This is a genomic window from Limibacillus sp. (assembly GCA_037379885.1).
In the GTDB taxonomy this organism is placed as follows: Bacteria; Pseudomonadota; Alphaproteobacteria; order Kiloniellales; family CECT-8803; genus JARRJC01.
The window spans coordinates 1-18,337 of the sequence record JARRJC010000017.1 but is presented as its reverse complement, the minus strand read 5'-3'; the positions used below and the strand labels follow the sequence as shown (position 1 = coordinate 18,337).

General features: G+C 66.5%; 20 protein-coding genes. 6 read left to right on the top strand and 14 right to left on the bottom strand.

What is annotated here, in order from left to right; translation table 11 throughout:
* Nucleotides 1-135: 135 nt before the first annotated feature.
* Together P8X75_07460 and P8X75_07455 are read right to left on the bottom strand one after the other, a co-directional pair.
* Entirely contained in the window at nucleotides 136-1,587 is a 1,452-nt protein-coding gene (locus P8X75_07460) for an FAD-binding oxidoreductase (protein MEJ1995039.1), read from the bottom strand.
* 39 nt (nucleotides 1,588-1,626) lie between these two features.
* The gene (locus P8X75_07455; GenBank protein MEJ1995038.1) at nucleotides 1,627-2,619 is read right to left on the bottom strand and encodes an L-threonylcarbamoyladenylate synthase; all 993 of its coding nucleotides are present in this window, start codon (nucleotides 2,617-2,619) and stop codon (nucleotides 1,627-1,629) included.
* Nucleotides 2,620-2,773: 154 nt separating this feature from the next.
* On the opposite strand from P8X75_07455, the gene parA reads away from it, so the two are divergent.
* Nucleotides 2,774-3,412, top strand: coding sequence for a ParA family partition ATPase (gene parA, locus P8X75_07450; GenBank protein ID MEJ1995037.1), 639 nt, complete (start codon nucleotides 2,774-2,776; stop codon nucleotides 3,410-3,412).
* Between the two features lie 116 nt (nucleotides 3,413-3,528).
* On the opposite strand, the gene rpsU is transcribed toward parA, so the two are convergent.
* Nucleotides 3,529-3,732: a 30S ribosomal protein S21 gene (gene rpsU, locus P8X75_07445; GenBank protein ID MEJ1995036.1), complete on the bottom strand. Its 204-nt coding sequence runs from the start codon at nucleotides 3,730-3,732 to the stop codon at nucleotides 3,529-3,531.
* Nucleotides 3,733-3,967: 235 nt separating this feature from the next.
* On the opposite strand from rpsU, the gene P8X75_07440 reads away from it, so the two are divergent.
* The gene (locus tag P8X75_07440) at nucleotides 3,968-4,654 is read left to right on the top strand and encodes a COQ9 family protein (protein ID MEJ1995035.1); all 687 of its coding nucleotides are present in this window, start codon (nucleotides 3,968-3,970) and stop codon (nucleotides 4,652-4,654) included.
* 149 nt (nucleotides 4,655-4,803) lie between these two features.
* Here the strand turns inward: P8X75_07440 and P8X75_07435 are convergent, their stop codons facing one another.
* The 3 genes from P8X75_07435 to P8X75_07425 form a co-directional block, all read right to left on the bottom strand.
* Nucleotides 4,804-5,901 (bottom strand): 5-(carboxyamino)imidazole ribonucleotide synthase, encoded by a 1,098-nt coding sequence (locus P8X75_07435; protein MEJ1995034.1) that lies wholly within the window; start codon nucleotides 5,899-5,901, stop codon nucleotides 4,804-4,806.
* Between the two features lie 25 nt (nucleotides 5,902-5,926).
* On the bottom strand, nucleotides 5,927-6,424 hold the full coding sequence (gene purE / locus P8X75_07430; protein ID MEJ1995033.1) for a 5-(carboxyamino)imidazole ribonucleotide mutase: 498 nt from the start codon (nucleotides 6,422-6,424) through the stop codon (nucleotides 5,927-5,929).
* A 106-nt stretch (nucleotides 6,425-6,530) separates the two neighbouring features.
* Nucleotides 6,531-6,737 (bottom strand): DUF465 domain-containing protein, encoded by a 207-nt coding sequence (locus P8X75_07425; protein ID MEJ1995032.1) that lies wholly within the window; start codon nucleotides 6,735-6,737, stop codon nucleotides 6,531-6,533.
* Nucleotides 6,738-6,810: 73 nt separating this feature from the next.
* Between P8X75_07425 and P8X75_07420 the strand changes: the two genes are divergently transcribed.
* Entirely contained in the window at nucleotides 6,811-7,311 is a 501-nt protein-coding gene (locus tag P8X75_07420; protein ID MEJ1995031.1) for a TIGR02444 family protein, read from the top strand.
* On the opposite strand, the gene P8X75_07415 is transcribed toward P8X75_07420, so the two are convergent.
* Nucleotides 7,308-7,895 (bottom strand): UbiX family flavin prenyltransferase, encoded by a 588-nt coding sequence (locus P8X75_07415; GenBank protein MEJ1995030.1) that lies wholly within the window; start codon nucleotides 7,893-7,895, stop codon nucleotides 7,308-7,310. The two genes, P8X75_07420 and P8X75_07415, sit on opposite strands and share 4 nt — an antisense overlap.
* A 110-nt stretch (nucleotides 7,896-8,005) precedes the next feature.
* Here P8X75_07415 and P8X75_07410 point away from each other — a divergent pair, with 110 nt between their 5' ends.
* Nucleotides 8,006-8,176 carry a YdcH family protein gene (locus P8X75_07410; protein MEJ1995029.1) on the top strand — a complete coding sequence of 57 codons (171 nt, stop codon included), beginning with the start codon at nucleotides 8,006-8,008 and terminating at the stop codon, nucleotides 8,174-8,176.
* A gap of 83 nt (nucleotides 8,177-8,259) precedes the next feature.
* On the opposite strand, the gene P8X75_07405 is transcribed toward P8X75_07410, so the two are convergent.
* From P8X75_07405 to P8X75_07395, 3 genes are all read right to left on the bottom strand, one after another.
* On the bottom strand, nucleotides 8,260-9,039 hold the full coding sequence (locus P8X75_07405) for a glucose 1-dehydrogenase (GenBank protein ID MEJ1995028.1): 780 nt from the start codon (nucleotides 9,037-9,039) through the stop codon (nucleotides 8,260-8,262).
* Between the two features lie 70 nt (nucleotides 9,040-9,109).
* Entirely contained in the window at nucleotides 9,110-9,844 is a 735-nt protein-coding gene (locus P8X75_07400) for a hypothetical protein (protein MEJ1995027.1), read from the bottom strand.
* A gap of 12 nt (nucleotides 9,845-9,856) precedes the next feature.
* Nucleotides 9,857-11,839, bottom strand: coding sequence for a propionyl-CoA synthetase (locus P8X75_07395; GenBank protein MEJ1995026.1), 1,983 nt, complete (start codon nucleotides 11,837-11,839; stop codon nucleotides 9,857-9,859).
* Between the two features lie 110 nt (nucleotides 11,840-11,949).
* Here P8X75_07395 and P8X75_07390 point away from each other — a divergent pair, with 110 nt between their 5' ends.
* On the top strand, nucleotides 11,950-13,572 hold the full coding sequence (locus tag P8X75_07390; GenBank protein MEJ1995025.1) for an acyl-CoA synthetase: 1,623 nt from the start codon (nucleotides 11,950-11,952) through the stop codon (nucleotides 13,570-13,572).
* Nucleotides 13,573-13,588: 16 nt separating this feature from the next.
* On the opposite strand, the gene trxB is transcribed toward P8X75_07390, so the two are convergent.
* Nucleotides 13,589-14,551, bottom strand: coding sequence for a thioredoxin-disulfide reductase (trxB, locus tag P8X75_07385; GenBank protein ID MEJ1995024.1), 963 nt, complete (start codon nucleotides 14,549-14,551; stop codon nucleotides 13,589-13,591).
* A 113-nt stretch (nucleotides 14,552-14,664) separates the two neighbouring features.
* Nucleotides 14,665-15,651: a mitochondrial fission ELM1 family protein gene (locus P8X75_07380; protein ID MEJ1995023.1), complete on the bottom strand. Its 987-nt coding sequence runs from the start codon at nucleotides 15,649-15,651 to the stop codon at nucleotides 14,665-14,667.
* Between the two features lie 127 nt (nucleotides 15,652-15,778).
* Here P8X75_07380 and P8X75_07375 point away from each other — a divergent pair, with 127 nt between their 5' ends.
* Nucleotides 15,779-16,270, top strand: a complete 492-nt coding sequence (locus P8X75_07375; GenBank protein MEJ1995022.1) for an Lrp/AsnC family transcriptional regulator — start codon at nucleotides 15,779-15,781, stop codon at nucleotides 16,268-16,270.
* 75 nt (nucleotides 16,271-16,345) lie between these two features.
* On the opposite strand, the gene greA is transcribed toward P8X75_07375, so the two are convergent.
* Both greA and carB read right to left on the bottom strand, forming a co-directional pair.
* Nucleotides 16,346-16,822, bottom strand: a complete 477-nt coding sequence (greA, locus tag P8X75_07370; protein ID MEJ1995021.1) for a transcription elongation factor GreA — start codon at nucleotides 16,820-16,822, stop codon at nucleotides 16,346-16,348.
* 87 nt (nucleotides 16,823-16,909) lie between these two features.
* Nucleotides 16,910-18,337: carbamoyl-phosphate synthase large subunit (carB, locus tag P8X75_07365; GenBank protein ID MEJ1995020.1), on the bottom strand; the 1,428-nt coding region annotated here is incomplete at its 5' end.

Sequence of the window (18,337 nt, the reverse complement as noted above, 5' to 3'; positions counted from 1 at the left end):
TCTCTCCCTTCTTGGGTCCGGGGCGGTCAGGGAATCGCCGCCCCGCTCACTGGAAAAGATGTGCCCGGCGGCCACGCTGGAAAAGACACAAGATATCACGCCTGAGTGAGCGCGGGGCCGGCGGGGCGGGATCCGTTACTCCGGGATCCTCACCACCTTGCCGGGGTTGAGGATGCCCTTGGGATCGAAGAGCTTCTTCAGGTCGCGCATCATCCCGATCTCGATCTCGGACTTGAAGCGCTCGTTCTCCTCCACCTTCATGCGGCCCAGGCCGTGTTCTGCGGAGATCGAGCCGCCGAAGCGCTTGACCACCAGGTCGTGGACGGCGTCGTTCACCTCGTCCCAGCGGGCCAGGTAGGCGTCGCGGTCGGCGCCTTCGGGCTGGGTCAGATTGAAGTGGATGTTGCCGTCGCCCATGTGGCCGAAGGCGACAGGGCGGATGCCGGGCACCAGTTTCTCGACCAGCGCCAGACCTTCCTTCAGGAAGGCCGGGACCGAGGAGACCGGCACGGAGACGTCATGCTTGATGGAGCCGCCCGCTGGAATCTGCGCCTCGACGATCGCCTCCCGGATGTACCAAAGCTCCTTGGCCTGCCCCTCGCTCGCGGCGATGGTGGCGTCGGTGACGATCTCCTCCTCGAAGGCCGCGGCCAGGATCTCCTCCATCGCCTCGCCGATGCCTGAATCCTTCTTGCCCGAGGTGATCTCGGTCAGGACGTACCAGTCGGACGGGCTCTCCAGCGGGTCCTTCACGCCCTCCACGTACTCCAAGGCGAAGTCCAGCGCCTGACGCGGGATCAGCTCGAAGGCCTTTACCGCATCGCCGGTGCCCGCGCGCATGCGCCCCAGCAGCGTCAGCGCGGCCTCCGGGCTCGGCACCGCGACGAAGGCCACGGCGGTCTCCCGCGGCTGCGGGAAGAGCTTCAGGACGGCGGCGGTGATCACGCCCAGCGTGCCCTCGCCACCGATGAAGAGGTGCTTCATGTCGTAGCCGGTGTTGTCCTTGCGCAGACCGCGCAGCCCGTTCCAGATGCGCCCGTCGGCCAGCACGACCTCCAGCCCCAGGACGAGGTCGCGGGTGTTGCCATAGCGGATGACGTGGATCCCGCCGGCGTTGGTCGAGAGATTGCCGCCGATCTGGCAGGTGCCTTCCGCGCCCAGGCTCAAGGGGAACAGGCGGTCGGCTTCCTCGGCGGCTTCCTGGAGGTTTTGCAGCACGCAGCCCGCTTCCACCGTCATGGTGAAGTTGTCCGGATCCAGGTCGCGGATCTTGTTCATGCGGCCAAGGCTGAGGATCACTTCGTCGCCGCCTTCGAAGGGAACGCCGCCGGCCACCAGACCGGTGTTGCCGCCCTGCGGAATGACCGGCACTTCGTATTCATTGGCCAACGCCAGGATCTTGGAGACCTCCTCGGTGCTGCCGGGACGCAGCACGAAGGCGCACTTCGGCTGGTAGCGCCCGCGCCACTCCTTCTCGTAATGGGATTTGCCGTCCGGATCGGCGATCACGAACTTCTCGCCCAGCAGGTCGCTGGCCGCGGCCTTGAAGCGATCGAGCCGTTCTTTTCTGTCGGGTTTTTCTGTCATGACGGCAAGGAGTGTAGCGCCCAAAATTTGTCTGACAAGTTATTCCGGGTCGGCCTCGCCCTCAGGGCTTGGGCGCGGGGCCGCGGCGCGCGCCAGACGGTCGTTGATGGCCAGCCCCAGGCCCTCGGCGGGGATCGGCATGACGGCGATCCCGCCTTCGGCTTCGCGGTCCAAGCGATGCAGGGCGGCGAAGAGGTGCGCCGCCGCTTCCAGCAGGTCGCCGCTCTCGCTCAGGTTCTCGGTGACCGTTGCGCCGGGCAGGGGATCGGGCCCGAAGGCCAGCAGGGCCTCGCCGGGGGCAAGCTCCGTCGCGTTCAGCCGTAGAGGCGCCTTGGGCGCATAGTGGCTCTCCAGCATGCCAGGGGCGGTGACGGGGCCCTTGATGCGCGCCTTCATCGGACCGATCACGCGCTCCAGGTCGGCCAGCGTGACCGCGCCGGGGCGCAGCAGGTGCGCCTCCTCCTCCAACAGCTCCACGACGGTGGACTCCAGGCCCACCTGACAGGGACCGCCGTCCAGGATCATGGCGACGCTGGCGCCCAGGCTCTCCGAGACGTGCTCTGCCTGGGTCGGGCTGAGGCGGCCGGAGGCGTTGGCGCTGGGCGCGGCCAGGGGAAAGCCGGTCTCCTTCAGCAGCGCGCGCGCAACGGGATGGCTTGGCAGGCGCACGGCCTGGCTCGCCAGTCCCGCGCTGCAGAGCAGCGAGATACCGCAGTCGGCCCGGCGCGGCAGCACCAGGGTCAAGGGGCCGGGCCAGAAGGCTTCGGCGAGCTTCTCCGCGCGGTGATCAAACAGCACTTCCCGCTGCGCCGCCTCGACTTCCGCGAAGTGCGCGATCAGGGGGTTGAAGCTGGGCCGCTGCTTGGCGGCGAAGATCGCGGCGACCGCTTCGTCGCTGCGCGCGTCCGCGCCCAGGCCATAGACGGTCTCAGTGGGAAAGGCGGCGAGCTTTCCCTCGGCCAGCAGCTGGGCGGCTTCCTTGATGGTCTCCGGGTTGGCGGGGAGGGGCTTGGGAAGGGGTTTTTCGGTCATTCGCTGACTTTGTCTCCAGGATTGGGATTCCATCCTGCTTATCAGAAATGCCGCCGCCTTGCTAATCGGCGGAGTGCGCTTGAAGTCCGCTATCAGCCCATGTATCACTATATGTTGCAGTGCAACAAGCCGAGCAGCAAAGGACCCTTGGCCCATGAGCGCCAAAGTTATCACGGTCGCCCAGCAGAAGGGCGGCGCCGGAAAGACCACGATCGCAGCCCACCTCGCCATTGCCCTGACCGCCGCCAAGAAGAAGGTCGCGGTGGTGGACATCGACCCCCAGCAGTCGCTGACCATGTGGTACCGCATGCGCGAAGAGCGCTTCGGCGACGCGGGCGCGGGCGTTCTGGTCAATCAGGTGAAGGGCTGGCGCACCAAGAACGAGGTCGAGAAGCTGGCGCGCGACCATGACATCGTGCTGATCGACAGCCCGCCGCACATGGAGACCGAAGCCCGCGTGGCCGTGCGCGCCGCCGACCTTGTGGTGGTGCCGGTGCAGCCTTCGCCGATGGACGTCTGGGCGACCCGCCCGACGCTGGAGATGGCGGCGGACGAGAAGTCCCCTGTCCTGATGGTCCTGAACCGGGTCCCGCCGCGCGCCAACCTGACCGGCGAGATGCTGGCGGAGATGAAGAAACTGGGCGCCAGCGTCGCCCGCACGCGCATCGGCAACCGCGTGGTCTTCGCCTCGGCGCTTTCCGAGGGCCGCGCCGTGGGCGAGGTTCAGCCCAGCGGCAAGGCGGCCAAGGAGATCGCCGCGCTGGCCAAGGAAATCCTCAAGAAGGTGCAGTAGAGCGGGCGCCGTCCTCCGGCTTCCCGCTCCAGACACGACAAAACCCGCCGAAGCAAGCTGCCCGGCGGGTCGGTCGTGGTCTCGAGTCTTCCGGGAAATGCCGGAAGAACAGCCCCTTAGAAGCCCTCGCGCTCCATGCGCTTGCGCATAAGCTTGCGGTGGCGGCGAACGGCCTCGGCGCGCTCACGCTTCTTCTTCTCAGAGGGCTTCTCGTAGTTACGACGAAGCTTCATCTCGCGGAAAATGCCCTCGCGCTGCATCTTTTTCTTCAGCGCGCGCAGGGCCTGATCGACGTTATTGTCGCGAACAGTTACGTGCACGGTAGTGTCACACTCCTTCCGGCTCAGCTTTTCAGCTGGACGATTTCACTCTAAAGGCCCGCGTTTAAGCAAAAAACGGGCCCTGGCGCCGATCTCCGGCACCAAGGATGGGCGTTGTTATCACAAGCGGAGTCCCTTGTGAAGGGGATTCGGCCCGGAATCTCGCCCTTTCGGAAGGCTGGCGAAATCCGCAAACCCCCTGGAAAGCAAGGCGAATGCGCGCCATATTGCAGGCATGAGCCCACACCGCAAGGAAAATCCCGATGAGGCCCTGAGGGCGCGCCGCCGCGCGCTTCTGGAGGCCGTTCTGCCGCAAGTGCCCTTCGACGGCTGGACCCAGCGCGCGCTGATGGCTGGGGCGGAGTCGGCCGGAATGGACAAGGCCGAGGCGCTCAACCTCTTTCCCGGCGGCCCGGCGGAGGCGATCGCCTTTCATAGCGAGGAGGCCGACCGCCGCATGTTGACGGGCCTTGCCGAGATGGGCCTGGAGGACATGAAGGTGCGTGAGCGCATCTCCGCTGCCGTGCGACTGCGGTTGGAGCAGAACGCGGGCGAGCGAGAGGCGATCCGCAAGGCGCTCGCCTTCCTCGCCATGCCGCAGAACGCGGGCCTCGCCACGAAGCTGCTCTACCGCACGGTGGACGCCATGTGGCTGGCCGCGGGCGACCGTTCCACGGACTACAACTTCTACACCAAGCGCCTCCTGCTCTCGGGCGTCTATTCCTCGACCCTGCTCGTCTGGCTCGACGATCAAAGCGAAGGAAACCAGAAGACCTGGGATTTCCTGGAGCGGCGCATCGACGAGGTGCTGAAGATCGGCGGCAAGCTGGGCAAGGGCATGAAGCAGCTTCTCGACCTGCCCGACCGCCTGTTCGAAGGCGGTCTGCGGCCCGGGCGCCGCCGCCTACGCCCCATGCGCTAAAGACCGGTCGCCTTGGTGGCGGCTCATCCTTCGAGACGGTCCCTTCGGGACCTCCTCAGGATGAGGTTGGAGCGTGGGTTTCCCCCTCATCCTGAGGAGGCGCGCCAGCGTCGTCTCGAAGGATGGGACGCTTGCCGCCCAGATTCCGTCTATTCCTTGGGAAACAGCCTGTTGACGTGGCCCATCTTGCGGCCCGGGCGCGCTTCGGCCTTGCCGTAAAGGTGGAGCCGGGCGGCGGGGTCCTGGAGGATCTTGTGCCACTGCTTCACGTCGTCGCCGATCAGATTCTTCATGACCGCGTTGGAGCTGCGCTCGACCGAGCCCAGCGGCAGGCCCGCGACAGCGCGCACGAACTGCTCGAACTGCGAGGTGACGCAGGCGTCCATGGTCCAGTGGCCGGAGTTGTGGGGGCGCGGCGCCATTTCGTTGACCAGCACCTCGCCCGTGGTGGTGACGAACATCTCGATCGCGAGCAGGCCGACCACGTCCATCGCCTCGGTCAGCCGCTTGGCGATCATCTCCGCGCGCTCGGCGATCTGCGGTGAGATGCGGGCCGGTGCGATGGTCTGATCGAGAATGTGGTTCCGGTGCTGGTTTTCGACCGGCGGATAGCTCTGCATGGCGCCGTCCGGCGTCCGTGCGACGATCACGGAGATTTCCAGGTCGAAGTCCACGAAGCCTTCCAGGATGCCCTGCACGTCCTTCTTGCCGCCGGACATCTCGGCCCAGGCCTCGGCCGGATCCTTGTCGTTCTGGATCAGCACCTGACCTTTGCCGTCATAGCCGAACTCGGTGGTCTTCAGGACCGCCGGCTTGCTGAACTCGCGCAGGGTGCGCGCCAGGTTGTCCGGCCCGGAAACTTCCGCGTAGCGCGTCGTTCCGACCTTGTTGGCGACACAGAAGTCCTTTTCCCGCAGCCGGTTCTGGCAGATGTGCAGGACCTTCGGCCCCGGGCGGACAGGTTTATGGCGCTCGAGGATTTCCGCGGTCCTGGCGGGTACGTTCTCGAACTCGAAGGTGACCACGTCGACCGACTCGGCGAAGCGGGTGAGGGCCTCTTCGTCCTCGTAGGCGGCGACGGTGGTGAGGCTGGTGACCTGACTGCCCGGCGAGTCGGTGTCCGGGCAGTAGATGTGACAGCGGTAGCCGAGCCGCGCGGCGGCGAGGGCGGCCATGCGGCCAAGCTGACCGCCGCCCAGGATGCCGATCACCGATCCCGGCGGAAGCGCGTCCTTCTTCTTCACCATGATGTCCCCCGTCCCCCCATCGGCGTCAGCTTTCGCCGTTCGGTTCTTGCGCGACGGCGGCGGTCTGGCGCGCGCGCCACTCGTCCAGCGCCTTGGCGACCGCGCTGTTCCCGAGCGCCACGACGGAGGCCGCGAGCAGCGCGGCGTTGATGGCGCCCGGCTTGCCGATCGCCAGCGTCCCCACCGGCACGCCGCCCGGCATCTGTACGATGGAGAGCAGGGAGTCCATGCCCTTCAGGGCCTTTGACTCGACCGGCACGCCAAAGACCGGAAGCGGCGTCATGGCCGCGGTCATCCCGGGCAGGTGCGCCGCACCCCCGGCGCCCGCGATGATCACCTTCAACCCGCGATCGCGCGCGGACTTGGCGTAGTCCGTCAGGCGGTCGGGCGTGCGGTGCGCGGAGACGATGCGGGTTTCGTGGGCGACGCCCAAGGCTTCGAGGGTCTCGGCGGCATGGCGCATGGTCTCCCAGTCGGACTGGCTTCCCATGATGATCCCGACGTCCACGCTCTGATCGCTCATGATAGGTCCCTTGTCTCGGCGTCACCCCTGGCGGGTGGGAGCGCGATTATTGGGAAAAGGGCCCGGCGAGGCAAGGTTCGCTTGCCCGCTTTTTGCCCTTCGGGCCTCACGCGATGATGTCCGGCAGTATCTGCGCGTGCAGGCGCGTGATCTGATCCTTGAGCTGGAGTTTGCGCTTTTTCAGACGGCGCAGCTGCAACTGGTCGATGACCGAACTCTCGGTCAGGCGCGCGATCACGTCGTCGAGGTCGCGATGCTCGCTCTCCAGCACCGAGAGACGCGCCTTGATCGCCTCGGTCTGCTGGTCTTCCATGTCTTGGGGCGTATCGTCGTTCATGTCCGTGATTATAGCCCAGGGCCCAGTTACTTAGGAGTCCGCTTTGTCGGTGGAAAAGGCTGAGAAAACAAGCGCCAATCCCTTCTGGGACTTCTCGCTGAAGGTCTACGCCCGCCCCGGCGCCGCCGAGGCGGCCCTGAAGCTGCAGGACGAGGGCGGGCAAGATGTGAACCTCTTGCTGTTCTGCTGCTGGGCGGCGGTCTGCGGCCACCCTCTGAGCCAAGCGGAGGCCCGCGCGCTCGAGGCCGAATCGGAGGAGTGGCGGCGCTCGGTGGTGCGGCCGCTCCGCCAGGTCCGGCGCCATCTGAAGCCGCTTGAACCCGAGCCGGGAGTGGCGGCGCTCAGAGCCCAGGTAAAGCGCCAGGAACTGGCGGCCGAGCGGCTCCAGCAAGACCGCTTGAATCGCCTGCTTCCGCTGACCGCCGCCGGGGAGGAGGCCGGGGCGCAAGAATTGGCCGGGGAGAACCTAAGCGTGTTTTTCGAGGCGACGGGGCAGGGAGCGCATGAGACGCAGGCTTTCCTGAAGGCGGTTTTTGGGAGCGGGGTCTAGTCGGGCCGGCGCTTCTGGTCGTCGCCCCAGCGCCCGACGCGCCCGCTCTCCAGCCCGAAGAGGTCCAGGACGCGCCCCAGGCTGTGGTCGACCATGGCGTCCAGATCCTTGGGACGCGCGTAGAAGGCTGGCACCGGCGGGGCGATGATCCCGCCCATCTCCGAGACAGCCAGCATGTTCTTCAGGTGGCCCGTATGAAAGGGCGTCTCGCGCACCATCAGAACGAGGCGCCGCCGCTCCTTCAGGACCACGTCGGCGGCGCGGGTCAGCAGGTTCGAGGTGACGCCGGAGGCGATCTCGGCCAGCGAGCGCACCGAACAGGGCGCGATCACCATGCCGGAGGTCTTGAAGGAACCGCTGGAAATCGCCGCGCCCATGTCTTCGACCTTGTGGATAACATCGGCCAGTTCCTGGACGTGACTCACCTTTAGGTCGGTTTCGTACGCCAGGGTCAACTCTGCCGAACGGCTCATCACCAGGTGGGTCTCAACGGGCAGATCGCGCAGTATCTCTAAGAGCCGGACGCCATAGATTACGCCGCTGGCCCCGGAGATCCCCACGATCATGCGTTGTTTATCGGTCATGGCCTAACGGTCCTTGTCGCAGCGCACAGTCACCATCTTTCCAGCTTGCAGATAGAGGCGTAGCATACCAAGTGCAAATGGTAGGTGATTTTACTGAAGGGAGGTTGGATATGATCAATCCAGAACACCTGGAAGCCCTCCGCACCAAGCATGCAAGCCTGGAGCAGGAGATAGACCAAGAAAACCAACGCCCCCACCCAGACGACATCAGATTGCACGAACTCAAAAAGAAGAAGCTTCACATCAAGGAAACGTTGAGCCGCTTGCAGGTAGAAGCCTGAAGCGGTTTTTTTGACTCCCGGCGCGGACGGATCTGCTCACCCGCGCCGGGCTCAGAATCTAAATCCCAAGCCTAGCGGCTGCTTCACTGGTCCTTCACGGGCACGGTGTAGTTCAGCGCCATGCGCCCGCCGTCCGGGAAGATGGTCTGCCCGGTGATGTAGCTCGAATCCTCGCTCGCCAGGAACACCGCCACGCTTGCGATCTCCTTGGGCTCGCCGACGCGCCCCATGGGCGTGCGCGAAAGGATGCCGCGCAGCTTTTCCGGATCGTTCGCGACCTGCTCGAAGACTTCCGTGCGGATTGAGCCCGGCCCGATGGCGTTGACCCGGATGCCCTTGTCCGCCAGCGCCAGCGACATGACCTTGGTCAACTGGCCGACGCCGCCCTTGGCGGTCACGTAGGAGGTGATGGCCGGGATCGCCATGACCTGATTGACCGAGGACATGTTGATGATCGTGCCCTTCACGCCCTTGGCCACCATGCGCTTGGCGGCGGCCTGGGCGGTCAGGAAGACGCCCTTGAGGTTGACGCGGAGCACCCGGTCGAAGTCCTCTTCGCTCAGGTCCAGGAAATCGCAGGCATGCACGATCCCGGCGTTGGGGATGCAGCAGTCGATCTGTCCAAAGGCCGCCTCGGCCTTGTCCATCAGCGCTTCCACCTGGGCCTTGTCGCCGACATCGCAGGAAACGAAAAGCGCCTCCCCGCCGGCGGCCTGGATCTCTTCGGCGGCCTCCTCTCCGCGGGTCTCCTGGACGTCGGCCAGCACGACCTTCGCGCCCTCCTCGGCGAAACGCTTGGCGCAGGCCTTGCCGATTCCCGCCGCGGCGCCGGTGATGACGGCCACCTTTCCTTGAAGACGCATGGCGAACTCCTTTTTCTTTTTCGCTTGTTCCGGGGCTTTCGCGCCAAGCTGCCATGCGGCGCGAGGGGCTTCAAGCGCTGCGCGTCAGGAGCCTATCCACCAGCCGTCCGGCCTGTTCCTCTCCCAGCAGCGAGGCGCAGAGGTTGGCCCCGCCGAGGGGCCGGGGCAGCGCGCCCTTCATGTGGCGCAACGCCCGCCCGTCGCTCTCGCCCAGCAGGTCGGCGATCACATCCGGGCTCAGCGCGCCTGCCTGCGGCAGCAGAGAAAAGGCGGCCGGCCCCTGGAGCGCAGTCAGCAGCTTCGGGCCCAGGAACTGCGGCGGCACCCCGCCTTCGACGCGGGCCAGCAGGTGGCGCGCCGTCTCCTCGTAGAAGGGCAGCACGCTGCCGCCCTTCTCGAAGATCATGAAGGCGTTGTGGACGTTGCGGTGGAGCTTCAGGCGGGGGCCGTCGCGGGTGACCCAGTACTCCTGCCCGAAGGCCGCGCCCCGGTCGCAGGGCATCTGCCTCAGGGCGAAGGCCGCGTGGTCCCAGATCAGAAAGTCAGCGTCGGCGTAGACCGCCCGGTCCCAGCCTTCCTCTTCCAGCAGACGGCGCGCGATCGCCAGACGCGCCAGATCGGCCACCATCTGGAGCCGCCCCCCGCACTTGGCGACCAGATCGCCGGGCAGGGCGGCGAAGGCCTCATCGCCATAGAGGCGGTAGCTCAGCCCTTCCCCGGCGGCCCAGGCCCTGGCGCTGTCGAGGCAGGGCTCGATCCAGGCGGGGCGCCTAGCCGCCGCCAGCTGGTAGAGGATTCCGTTCAAGGGCTTGAGCGCTCAGCCCTTGGGCTTGGCGTAGCCGAGGGCGCCCAGGGCCTCTGCGATCTCCTCCAGGATGGCGGGGTCGTCGATGGTCGCGGGAACCTTGAAGTCCTCGGAATCGGCGATGGAGCGCATGGTGGCGCGCAGGATCTTGCCCGAGCGCGTCTTGGGCAGCCGCTTGACCACGGTGACGTTCTTGAAGGCGGCCACCGGGCCTATCTGATCGCGCACCATCTTCACCAGTTCGCCCTGGATCTCCTTGGCGTCGCGCTTGCAGCCCGCGTTGAGCACCACGAACCCCAGCGGCAACTGGCCCTTCAACTGGTCGGCGACACCGATCACGGCGCACTCGGCGACATCGGGATGGGCGGCCAGGACTTCCTCCATCCCGCCGGTCGAGAGACGGTGGCCCGCGACGTTGATGATGTCGTCGGTGCGGGCCATGACATAGACGTAGCCGTCCTCGTCGATGTAACCCGCATCGCCCGTCTTGTAGTAGCCGGGGTAGTCGGCCAGATAGGCCTGCCGGTAGCGGTCCTCCGCGCCCCAAAGGGTCGGGAAGGTGCCCGGCGGCATGGGCAGCTTGGCGACGATGGCCCCGATGGTGCCGGCAGAGACCTCGCGCCCCTCGCCGTCCAGAACCCGCAGGTCCCAGCCGGGCGCGGCCAGGGTCGGCGAGCCGGGCTTCACCGGCAGGGGCTCGATCCCCATGGGGTTGGCCGCGATGGACCAGCCGGTCTCGGTCTGCCACCAGTGGTCGATCACCGGCACCTTGAGCTTCTCCTGCGCCCAGAACAGCGTGTCGGGGTCGCAGCGCTCGCCCGCCAGGAAGAGGGAGCGGAAGTGCGAGAGGTCGTACTTCTTCAGCTCCTCGCCCTCCGAGTCCTGCTGGCGGATGGCGCGGAAGGCGGTGGGCGCGGTGAAGAGCGTGACGATCTCGTGCTCTTCGATCATGCGCCAGAAAGCGCCTGCATCGGGGGTTCCGACCGGCTTGCCTTCATAGACGATGGTGGTGTTGCCGTGCAGCAGCGGGGCATAGACGATGTAGGAGTGTCCGACCACCCAGCCGACGTCGGAGGCGGCCCAATAGACCTCTCCCGGATTGACGTCGTAGATGTTCTTCATGGACCAGTAGAGCGCCACCGCATGGCCGCCGTTGTCGCGCACGATGCCCTTGGGCTGGCCGGTGGTGCCTGAGGTGTAGAGGACATAGAGCGGATCGGTCGCCTCGACCGAAACGCAGTCCGCGGGCTCGGCCTTGGCGACCGTCTCCGCCCAGTCCAGGTCGCGGCCCGGCGTCAACTCGGCCTCGGCCTGGTCGCGCTGCAGGATCAGGCAGTGATCGGGCTTGTGCGTGGCGCGCTCGATGGCGCCGTCCAGCAGGGGCTTGTAGGCGACCACGCGGCCCGGTTCGATGCCGCAGGAAGCGGCCAGCATCGCCTTGGGCTTGGCGTCGTCGATGCGGGTCGCCAGCTCGTTGGCGGCAAAGCCGCCGAAGACGACCGAATGAACCGCGCCGAGGCGCGCGCAGGCCAGCATGGCCATGACGGCTTCCGGGATCATGGGCATGTAGACGATGACCCGGTCGCCCTTGCCGACACCCAGGGCCTGGAGCGCCCCGGCCAGTTTGGCGACCTCGTCGCGCAACTCGCGGTAGCTGTAGGTCTTCTTGTTTCCGGTGACCGGGGAATCGTAGATCAGCGCCGCCTGATCGGCGCGCCCGCCTTCGACGTGGCGGTCCAGCGCGTTGTAGCAGGTGTTGAGCTTGCCGCCCGTGAACCAGCGGTAGAAGGGCGGGTTGCTGTCGTCCAGCACCTTGTCCCACTTCTTGTCCCAGTGGATCTTCTCGGCCGCCTCGGCCCAGAAAGCCTCCTTGTCCTCAAGCGAACGCTGGTGAAGCTCGCGGTAGCCAGCCATGAAGTCATCCTCCCGGTCTTCAAATTCTTCAGCAGCGCCTGGATGGCGCTTTGGCGCACACTGTAGGCGGGGATAGCCGATATCGAAAGTCCCTGACGTTGAGATGGATCAAGTTCTTGCGGGAGACCTGCGTCCGTGCCTAAGAAGAAGGGCCCAGACCAGAGCGCCAACAGGCAAGGAGAGCCGTTCCGATGAGCAGCCCCTATGATACAGGTCTCGACAAGAACCCGGCCAACTACGTCCCCCTCTCGCCCCTGAGCTTCATCAGGCGCACGGCGGCGACCTTTCCCGAGCGGCCTTCGGTGGCGCATGGCGCGCGCCGTTACACCTGGGCTCAAACCTACGAGCGCTCGCTGAGGCTCGCCTCGGCGCTGGCTGCCCGCGGGATCGGCAAGGGCGACACGGTCGCGGTGATGCTGACCAACACACCGGAGATGGTGGAGGCGCACCACGGCGTGCCGATGACCGGTGCGGTTCTGAACGCGCTCAACTACCGGCTGGATGCCGCCAGCATCGCCTTCATCCTGCAGCATGGCGAGGCCAAGCTGCTGATCACGGACACGGAGTTCGCGCCGGCCGTCAAGCAGGCGCTGGCGATGTTGGACCAGCAGATCCCCGTGATCGACGTGGACGACAGCGAGGGCCCGGGCGGCGAACGGCTGGGGGAGAGCGACTATGAGGCCTTCCTGGCCGGGGGCGATCCCGCTTTCGAGTGGTCCCTGCCGGAAGACGAGTGGGACGCCATCGCGCTCAACTACACCTCCGGCACCACGGGCAATCCAAAGGGCGTGGTCTATCACCATCGCGGCGCCTACATGAACGCTGTCGGCAACACCATGGTCTGGTCGCTGCCGGCCTTTCCCGTCTATCTCTGGACCCTGCCGATGTTCCACTGCAACGGCTGGTGCTTCCCCTGGACCGTGACCGCCAAGGCGGGGGTCCATGTCTGCCTGCGCAAGGTCGAGGCCGGGGCGATCTACGAGGCCTTCGCCAAGGAGGGCGTCACCCACATGTGCGGCGCGCCCATCGTCATGCAGGTGGTGAGCGGCGCCAAGGAAGCCGATCGCAAGCCCTTTTCGCAGAAGGTGAACTTCATGACGGCCGCCGCCCCGCCGCCCGCCTCCGTCCTCCAGCGCATGGCGGACGAGGGGATCGAGGTGACCCACGTCTATGGACTGACCGAGGTCTACGGCCCGGCGGTGGTCTGCGAGTGGGACCCGGGCTGGAGTGCGCTTCCCAAGGAGGAGCAGGCGGCCAGGAAGGCGCGCCAGGGCGTCACCTATCCGGTGCAGGAGGCGATCATGGTGGCCGATCCGGAGACCATGGAGCCGGTGCCGCCCGACGGCGAGACCATCGGCGAGGTCTTCATGCGCGGCAACATCACCATGAAGGGCTACCTGAAGAACCCGAGCGCCACGGACCAGGCCTTCTCGGGCGGTTGGTTCCATACCGGCGACCTGGGTGTCATTCACGGCGACGGCTACATCGAGCTGAAGGACCGCTCCAAGGACATCATCATCTCCGGCGGGGAGAACATCTCCTCCATCGAGGTGGAGAACCTGCTGTTCAAGCATCCGGCGGTGGCCGGCGCCGCGGTGGTCGCCAAGCCCGACGAGAAGTGGGGGGAGACGCCTTGCGCCTTCATCGAGCTCCACCCGGGCGCCGAGGCGACGGCCGAGGAGCTGATCCAGTTCGCGAAGGACAACATGGCGGGCTTCAAGGTGCCGCGCACCATCATCTTCGGCGAACTGCCCAAGACCTCGACCGGCAAAATCCAGAAGTTCGTGCTGAGAGAAAAGGCGCGCAACGGCTGAGCCGGGACGCGACCAACTACTCCGCGGCTTCGGCGACCTCGAGTTCGGCGAGGTAGCGCTCGGCTTCCAGGGCGGCCATGCAGCCCATGCCGGCGGCGGTGACGGCCTGGCGGTAGACCTTGTCCTTCACGTCGCCCGCGGCGTAGACGCCCGGCAGGTTGGTCTCCGTGGAGTCCGGCTTGGTGATCAGGTAGCCCTCGGAGTCCATCTCGAGCTGATCCTTGAAGAGCCCGGTCGCCGGGTCGTGGCCGATGGCGATGAACAGGCCGTCGGCCTCGATCTCGGAGACCTGATTGGACTTCACGTTCTTGATCTTCACGCCGGTCACGCCCAACGGATCCTGGCCGCCCACGACCTCCTCGACCACCGAGTCCCAGATCACCTCGACCTTCGGGTGCTTGAAGAGGCGGTCCTGCATGACCTTCTCGGCGCGCAGCTCGTCGCGGCGGTGGATCAGGGTCACCTTGGACGCGAAGTTGGTCAGGAAGAGCGCCTCCTCCACGGCGGTGTTGCCGCCGCCCACCACGGCGACCTTGCGCTCGCGGTAGAAGAAGCCGTCGCAGGTCGCGCAGGCCGAGACGCCGAAGCCCCGGAACTTCTCCTCGCTGGGCAGGCCCAGCCAACGCGCCGTGGCGCCGGTAGCGATGATCAGCACGTCGGTCGTGTAGGTTCGTCCGCTGTCGCCCTTGAGGCTGTAGGGACGCTTGGAGAGGTCGACCTCCAGGATGGTGTCGTTGATGATCTCGGTCCCGACGTTGGCCGCCGGGGCCTGCATCTGCTCCATCAGCCAGGGCCCCTGGATGGCGTCGGCGAAGCCGGGGTAGTTCTCGACGTCGGTCGTGATGGAAAGCTGGCCGCCCGGCTGCAGGCCGGAGACGAGGCGCGGCTCCAGCGCGGCGCGCGCGGCGTAGATCGCGGCGGTGTAGCCGGCGGGCCCGGACCCGAGGATCAGGACCTTGCTGTGATCGGACTGGCTCATGACGGCGAACTCCTGGGGCTTTCCTATCCGAATAAGGCTTCAGGGTCCCAAGATAGAAAGCGGGGCCCGCAGCCGCAAGGAAGCGGGAGGCAGCCATGCGCCCAGGGGAGCCTTCACTTGGGGATAAGTCCCCGTTCGACCAGGATTTCTTTCAAAAGCCCGGCGACGCGTTCTGTTTCGCGCAGCGGCACGTAGTGAAACGACTCGAGCGCGCCCTCGAAGACCCGGATGCGCCCCGAGTCGATCAGCGCCTCGTAGAAGCGGTTGAACTTCGGCGTGCCGCCGGGCAGCGCCAGCAGGTAGACCGGCTTGCCGGTGGCGGCGGCCTCCGAGACCATGTTGACGCTGTCCGACGTCACGACCAGCAGATCGGCCAGCGCCAGATAGTCGAAGTAGGGATTGGGCCCCTCGCCCAGGTAGAGGTCGCCGGCGTGGCCGCCCAGGGCCTCGACCAGCGCTTCCTGGTTTGCCAGCCCCGTGCGGCGCGAGGTGGTGACCATCAGGCTGCCGCCCTTGACGGCGGTGGCCATCAGCAGGACGCCGATCAGCGGCTTCAGGATCTCCGGCGTCATCCGATGGGACTTGCTGGGCCCGCCGATCATCACGGCGACGCGGGGCCGCTCCAGGGTCTGAAGGCGCTCGGGCGCGGCCTCCCGCGCTTCTTCCAGCCGCTCGCTGGTGATGCGGTTAAGGCCGCCCAGCGTTTCGATCACGTTCTCGCCTTCGAGCCCGTCATGCATCGGGGCGATCACCGCGTCATAGCCGGTAAGCGCGCGCTGAGGGTTCTGGATGTAGATCGTGAAGCAGCTGCCGCCCGACGCCCTGCGCAGCGCCGCGGCGGGCGCCGCCACCTGCTTGCCGCAGGCGATCAGGATGTCCGGCCAGGGCGGCTCCAGGCTGTCGCCAGCGGGGGACAGGGAGGAGAGCGCGAAAGGCTGAAAGGCCGCGGGCAGCCAGCGCCAGGGCGCGCGGACCCGGACCCGCTTGACCTCCGGCTCCAGACCCAAAGCCGCGGCCAGGCCCAGGCACTGGTTTTCCATGCCGGCCCCGCCGTCGCTCAGAACCCAGCAGCGCGGCCCTTTTTCGCTCGCTTGCGCCATGCGGGGAGTGAGGCAGGCCCTCGGGTTCTGTGCAACAAAAAAGTCCCTTGCAGATCGGGCTTGCAGTCGTTAGTGATCGCGCAATATTATTTCGCCAACCAACCTTCCCGTGGAGTCTTCTGAAAACATGCGCCGCGACAAGCTGGACAGCATCGACCTCCGTATCCTGAAGGACCTTCAGGACGACGGCCGCATCACGAACGTCGAGCTGGCGCGCCGCGCCGGGATCTCGGCGCCGCCCTGCCTGCGCCGGGTGCGCGCGCTGGAGGAGGGCGGCTTCATCAAGGGCTATCACGCCGACATCGACCCCATGGCGCTGGGCTACGAAGTGGTCTTCTTCGCGCTCGTGGGGCTGTCCGGGCAGAGCGAGACGGTGCTGAACGCCTTTCAGAAGCTGGTCGCCGACTGGCCGGAGGTGCGCGAGTGCCACATGGCGCGCGGGCCCGACGACTTCGTCTTGAAGATCGTCGCCCGCAACACCGCGCACGAGAACGAGCTGACCCAGAAGCTCACCTCCGCGCCCAACGTCTCCACCGTGCGCACCATCCAGGTCATCCAGACCTCAAAGGACGACCCCGGCGTGCCGGTCGACCCGACCCATCCGCCCGAAGCGGACTAAGGGAAAGGTAACAGTAAAAAGGGCCGCGCCTCGGCAGAGGCAGCGGCCCTTTTCTTGAGCGGATTCGAAGACTTTCTAGACGAAGGCCACCTTCAGGATTTCGTACTGCTTGGCGCCGCGCGGGGTGTCGACCTCGACCGAATCGCCCACGGCCTTGCCGATGATTGCGCGGGCGATGGGCGAGGTGATGGCGATGCGCCCTTGCTTGACGTCGGCCTCGTCCTCGCCGACCAGCTGGTAGGTGGACTCCTCGTCGGTGTCCTCGTCCACCAGGGTGACGGTCGCGCCGAACTTCACCGTGTCGCCCGACAGCTTGGAGGGGTCGATGACCTCCGCGCGGGAGATCTTGTCCTCCAGCTCGGCCACGCGGCCCTCGATGAAGGACTGGCGCTCGCGCGCGGCGTGGTACTCGGCGTTCTCCGAGAGGTCGCCGTGCTCACGCGCCGCCGCGATCGCCTTGATGACGGCCGGGCGCTCGACCGAGCGCAGGTGCTTCAGTTCTTCTTCCAGCGCCGTGAAGCCGCTGGCGGTCATGGGTACCTTGGCGTTCATCCGTCACTCTTCTTGGTTGGTCTCGCGTAGGGCTTTCAAAAGAAAACGCCCGCCAGCCCGGATTCGGCCCAGCGGTCGCAGCTTCCGTCAGAACGATCCAACAAAGTAAGACTGAAGCGGCGCGACTTCAAGCTGTCCGCCCTTGAGCGCGCGAATCGCCTGCACGGCGGCATTGCAGCCCGCGACGGTGGTGTAATAGGGGATGCCGGACCCCAGCGCCGTGTGGCGGATATCGAAGGAGTCGGCGATGGCCTTGGCGCCCTCGGTGGTGTTGAAGACCAGATCGATCTTCCCCGACTTCATGGCGTCGACGATGTGGGGCCGGCCCTCGCGCACCTTGTTGACGCGCTCGACCTCCAGCCCCTGTTCGCGCAGATAGGCCGCGGTGCCGTCGGTGCAGACCACAGAAAAGTCCATCTCGATCAAGGCCTTGGCCGCGCCCAGCACCTTTTCCTTGTCGGCGTCCTTCACGGAGAGAAAGACCTTGCCGGAAGTCGGCAGCGCAACGCCGGCCCCCAGCTGCGACTTGGCGAAGGCGATGCCGAAGTCGTGGTCCAGGCCCATGACCTCTCCGGTCGATTTCATCTCCGGGCCCAGGATCACGTCCACGCCGGGGAAGCGCGCGAAGGGGAAGACCGCCTCCTTGACCGCGACGTGGTCGTTCTCCGCGCGTTCCAGCTGGAAGTCGGAGAGCTTCGCCCCGGCCATGACCTGGGCGGCGATCTTGGCCACCGGCAGGCCGGTCGCCTTGGCGACGAAGGGGACGGTGCGGCTGGCGCGCGGGTTGACCTCCAGGATGTAGATCTCGCCGTTGGCGACGGCGAACTGGACGTTCATCAGCCCGACCACGCCCAGCGCCAGCGCCAGTTTCTCGGCCTGGCGCTCGATCTCGGCCACGACCTCCTCGCCCAGGGTGTAGGGCGGCAGCGAGCAGGCGGAATCGCCGGAGTGGATGCCCGCTTCCTCGATGTGCTCCATGATCCCGGCGACATGGACCTTCTCGCCGTCGCAGAGCGCGTCCACGTCGACCTCGATGGCGTCGCGCAGGTAGCTGTCGACCAGCACCGGGTTCTTGCCGGAGACCTTCACCGCCGTGTCGATGTAGCGCTCCAGCTCCAGCTCGTCGTTGACGATTTCCATGGCGCGCCCGCCCAGCACGTAGGAGGGACGCAGCAGCACTGGATAGCCGATCTCCCCTGCGATCTTCTTGGCCTCCTCCTTGGAGCGGGAGGTGCCGTTGGCCGGTTGCTTCAGGTCGAGCTTGGAGAGCAGCGCCTGGAAACGCTCCCGGTCCTCGGCCAGATCGATGGCGTCGGGCGGCGTGCCCAGGATCGGCACGTCGGCGCGCTGCAAGGCGTCGGCCAGCTTCAGGGGCGTCTGCCCGCCGAACTGCACGATCACGCCGAGGAGCGTTCCCTTGGACTGCTCGCGCTTGGCGATCTCGATCACGTCCTCGGCCGTCAGCGGCTCGAAATAGAGGCGGTCGGAGGTGTCGTAGTCGGTCGAGACCGTCTC

Excerpts from the sequence above, each read along its gene's own strand:
- P8X75_07435 (MEJ1995034.1), bottom strand. The coding sequence starts at position 5,901 with ATGGTGAAGAAGAAGGACGCGCTTCCGCCGGGATCGGTGATCGGCATC.
- P8X75_07390 (MEJ1995025.1), top strand. The coding sequence starts at position 11,950 with ATGAGCAGCCCCTATGATACAGGTCTCGACAAGAACCCGGCCAACTAC.
- greA (MEJ1995021.1), bottom strand. The coding sequence starts at position 16,822 with ATGAACGCCAAGGTACCCATGACCGCCAGCGGCTTCACGGCGCTGGAA.
- P8X75_07440 (MEJ1995035.1), top strand. The coding sequence starts at position 3,968 with ATGAGCCCACACCGCAAGGAAAATCCCGATGAGGCCCTGAGGGCGCGC.
- P8X75_07455 (MEJ1995038.1), bottom strand. The coding sequence starts at position 2,619 with ATGACCGAAAAACCCCTTCCCAAGCCCCTCCCCGCCAACCCGGAGACC.
- P8X75_07405 (MEJ1995028.1), bottom strand. The coding sequence starts at position 9,039 with ATGCGTCTTCAAGGAAAGGTGGCCGTCATCACCGGCGCCGCGGCGGGA.
- P8X75_07375 (MEJ1995022.1), top strand. The coding sequence starts at position 15,779 with ATGCGCCGCGACAAGCTGGACAGCATCGACCTCCGTATCCTGAAGGAC.
- P8X75_07415 (MEJ1995030.1), bottom strand. The coding sequence starts at position 7,895 with ATGACCGATAAACAACGCATGATCGTGGGGATCTCCGGGGCCAGCGGC.
- purE (MEJ1995033.1), bottom strand. The coding sequence starts at position 6,424 with ATGAGCGATCAGAGCGTGGACGTCGGGATCATCATGGGAAGCCAGTCC.
- trxB (MEJ1995024.1), bottom strand. The coding sequence starts at position 14,551 with ATGAGCCAGTCCGATCACAGCAAGGTCCTGATCCTCGGGTCCGGGCCC.
- P8X75_07380 (MEJ1995023.1), bottom strand. The coding sequence starts at position 15,651 with ATGGCGCAAGCGAGCGAAAAAGGGCCGCGCTGCTGGGTTCTGAGCGAC.
- parA (MEJ1995037.1), top strand. The coding sequence starts at position 2,774 with ATGAGCGCCAAAGTTATCACGGTCGCCCAGCAGAAGGGCGGCGCCGGA.
- P8X75_07460 (MEJ1995039.1), bottom strand. The coding sequence starts at position 1,587 with ATGACAGAAAAACCCGACAGAAAAGAACGGCTCGATCGCTTCAAGGCC.
- P8X75_07410 (MEJ1995029.1), top strand. The coding sequence starts at position 8,006 with ATGATCAATCCAGAACACCTGGAAGCCCTCCGCACCAAGCATGCAAGC.
- P8X75_07425 (MEJ1995032.1), bottom strand. The coding sequence starts at position 6,737 with ATGGAAGACCAGCAGACCGAGGCGATCAAGGCGCGTCTCTCGGTGCTG.